Origin of the sequence: Bacilliculturomica massiliensis, assembly GCF_900605495.1 — a bacterium.
In the GTDB taxonomy this organism is placed as follows: domain Bacteria; phylum Bacillota; class Clostridia; order Peptostreptococcales; family Anaerovoracaceae; genus Bacilliculturomica; species Bacilliculturomica massiliensis.
In genome coordinates, this window is record NZ_LR027589.1 from 1 (window position 1) to 3,764 (window position 3,764).

Sequence of the window (3,764 nt, forward strand, 5' to 3'; positions counted from 1 at the left end):
TATGTTTGTTCTTCAAATTGTATTACATCATTATCAATCAGAAAAAATCCATGAAATTCAAACATTACAACCATTTACAACAACTTGAATAATGTCAAATTATCTTCAGAAGGGGAGGATGATTTGAATAAACAAAAACGAATAAACTCCCCTTCGAAGAATTTCTAAAGGAGGAATTTCAAAATGAGAAAAGTACTTTCATTTGTACTGGTACTGTCTCTGGTTCTGGGAAGCTTTGGAATGTGCTTCGCTGCCACCGCGACGACTCCCAGCGATAAAAAGCTGAGCGACATCGACGGTCTGGCCTGCGAGGATGCGGTCCGTGTGCTGACCAGCCTGGACGTAGTTTCCGGTTATGAAGACGGAACCTACAAGCCGGAGCAGACAGTAACGAGAGCGGAGATGGCATCCCTAGTCATCAAATCTCTCGGCCTGAAAGAGACCGATGCTGTACCTAAATTCGCAGACAGCAAGAACCACTGGGCGAAGGGATACATCGCTTACGCCAACACACTGGGAATCATCAGCGGCAGAAGCGAGACCGTATTCGATCCCGACGCTACCGTAACCTACGATGAGGCTACCACCATGTTGATCAAAGCTCTGGGCTATACCGACGAATCCCTGAACGGAACCTATCCGGCCAGCTTCGTATCCAGAGCGAAGGTCCTGGGAATTCTTGATGACATCCAGACCGGTTCCGGCGGTGCGAACAGAGGCGATATCGCGATCATGCTGTATCAGACTTTGGATCAGTCCATCGGTAAGGTCGATAAGGATGGAAACTTTACGCGTACTGTAATCAGTGCGGCAAATGCTACCCCGGTCAAGTACGATACCATGCTGGAACGTTTGGGCGCCAAAATGTACAATGTTGGCGGATACTACGACAATGACGATGAGAATTTCATCGTAACTGGCGATGAGGATTCCGTAATCAACCTGACACCGTACAAGGGCGCACTGGTGAGCGCATACATGAACTCCGACAAGGAGATCATTGCGATTAAAGAGATCTTCTCTTCCTTCGTATCAGGAACCATCAAGTCTGATGTTCTGACAACAGCGGATGGTACTGAATATACACTGAAGGCTGAGGCTCTGGCAGACATTGGCGCAACTACTACAGCCAGTGCCGTTATGTTTAAAAACGGCGAGACTGTAGGAAGCTATCCAGTCAGCACGGCAGAAGGTGCGAACTACACCATGGCTGTAGATCTGACTGGAAAGAAAATCAGCGAAGTATATTCCGTGACACTTTGGACTGTAAACGCAGATGGTGTACTGGAAGCTGATGATGTTGCAGATATCAAAAGCAATCACAAGCTGTTAGGAATCGATTTTGATGAGGACAACAACGAAGATATCGATCTTGATACATTCGAATTAATCGGTGTTGATTCCTTAGATGACATCAAGGCTGATATGGTTGCTTATGTTTACAAAACAGCCAGCGACAACAATATCTCAAGAATCGCGGTTGGACCGACCCAAAAGGTGACCGGTGAAGTTTCGAAGGTTAACAGTGGCGGAACGAAGGTTACCATCGACGGAAAGACTTACAAATATGCGGTTAACGAACTGGCCGGCAACGGCGGCCCCGGAGAAGTGGGCACCGACGCTATCAAAGCTGGGGATGAAGTTGAGCTGACGTTGGATGCTTACGGATATATCTATGATTCCGAAAAGACCAGCAGCAAGGCTGACAAATTCGCTATCGTACTGAAGACTGAAAATAAAGAAACCGGAAAGATTTCCGCAGACGCCAAGATTAAATTGTTCCTGGCCGATGGGACCCACAAGATCTTCACCGTTGACGAGGATGAAATCGAAGATGCTGCTATTATCAGCACCGGTTCTTCCGTAACCTGGACAGCAAACGTTACCACTGGTGCCATTGTAAGATATGGACTGGATAAGGATGGTGTCATCACCTCTCTGAACGTTGACGGTGCGGCTTCAAATGCTGCTGATGATCTCCTGTTCACGACTGGCAGATCCAACATCAGCTCCAAGGGCTACTTTGCAAGCAAAACTGTAGCGAAGAATGCGGTGCTGTTTAACTACACTGCGAATAACTTTGCTACTCCGGGAGCTCTCAGTGATGATGAAGACGACTATGGCGTAACCACTTACGACAAGGCTCTTGACAGTGATACCACTGATGCATACTATGTATACGATACCAAGAACAAGGAAATCGTAGCCATGCTGCTGAACGATGTCGCTTCCGCTGACGACGTATTTGGTCTGGTTAATTCCAAGGGCAAGAATAATTCCGACGCAGGCGCTTACTATAACATGCTGATCGACGGTAAGGAAGTAACCTATAATGGTACGGAATCTAACGGCGCTGATAAGTATGGTGTAAGCACTTCCAGCACCTCTGCTATCTACATGATCAAGTTTGACTCTAACGGAGACATCAAGAGCTTTGATCCTTGGAGCGGTGGTTCTGACGAGAAGTATTCAGCTACTATGACTATGAATGCGTCTACGACAGCAGTATACAACAATCGTACCTTTAACCTGACTGGAAATACTCTGGCGATCACTCCGTTCAACATTGCTCCGGCGGGCAGCGGATCCTTAGGTGCCGCAACCACAACAGCTTCTATTACTATTGACAGCGATGTTGTAGTATATGTGTACGACAAGCAGGATGACGAGTGGCAGCTTGGAAGCACAAGTGATTTGAGAAGTCTCAAGGTTGGTGCGATCGTTAACTTCTATGACGCGGTTGACGAGGATGGTATCTTTGATATCGTTACGATAAACAACGCCGGCACAATCTAAAGAAAACGTTGTTCCGACTGTACTGAATAAAAACTACAATAGTAGAGACTGTTGTACAAACAGTCTCGAAAAAAGGATTCCCCCGGCACATCGAGAGATGTCGCCTGGGGAATTCTTTTGTTGCACCTGTAGCCTATGAACTACAATACATTATCTAAATTAATATTATCATTACGTATATAAGAAGAGAGTGTGCAAAATTAATTTTGCACACTCTCTTTAACCCATTCTAAAATACTTTTAGTTTTTACTGAAGATACTTGACCTTTACTGTAACTTTCGCGTCATTATCAAATACGACAGTGATGCTTCCAGTCTGACCAGCAGTAATTCCTGTCTTAGCCAAGCCAGTAGCCGTCAATCCTAAGTTATAGTCTGCGTCTAAAGTATAATCAACATTGGCCAACTGTACTCCATTGAACGTCATGACAGACTTTACATACGCAGCTCCATCCGGCAGGCTGATGGACGCAGTAGTGCATCCGAATGCCGGGCTGGAAGTTACGATAATATCTGTGGAGACTGTAGTCGACGGTTTTGAAGACGTAGAACCAGCTGTCTGGCTCTCATCAATGAGAATGATATCATAGATGCCATCTTCATCAATTACATCGTAGAACGTGATAGTGGTAGTAGCACTCAAGGATCTCAGATCACTCGTGTTGCCGATCTGCCATTCATCGTCCACTCTATCGTATACATATACAATCGCATCTCTGTCAATCGTCAACGACGTCTTGTCAGTGGTAGTTACAGCCGTAGTCGTCGCATTGTAGGCATTGTTCGTAATATCGCCCGCTTTTGCAGTGAATGTACGATTGTTCATCGCCACATCTTTGACATTGTTTTCATCTACAGTGATCGTTGCAACGTTTACTTTATCTTTTCCATTGTTCCAGGAATCGAACTGTTTGATGTCTCCGGAAGCATCGAATTTCACTCTGTACAGCTCACTGTCGTGATCGGTG

Annotated in this window: 2 protein-coding genes; one reads left to right on the forward strand and one right to left on the reverse strand. The window is 45.6% G+C overall.

Translation table 11 applies throughout. The features are described from left to right. Positions 1-183: 183 nt before the first annotated feature. On the forward strand, positions 184-2,796 hold the full coding sequence (locus E0E37_RS00445) for an S-layer homology domain-containing protein (RefSeq protein ID WP_130861013.1): 2,613 nt from the start codon (positions 184-186) through the stop codon (positions 2,794-2,796). A gap of 247 nt (positions 2,797-3,043) precedes the next feature. On the opposite strand, the gene E0E37_RS18455 is transcribed toward E0E37_RS00445, so the two are convergent. Then, positions 3,044-3,764, reverse strand: a 721-nt coding sequence (locus E0E37_RS18455; protein WP_165445134.1) for a hypothetical protein, incomplete at its 5' end; no start/stop codon positions are given.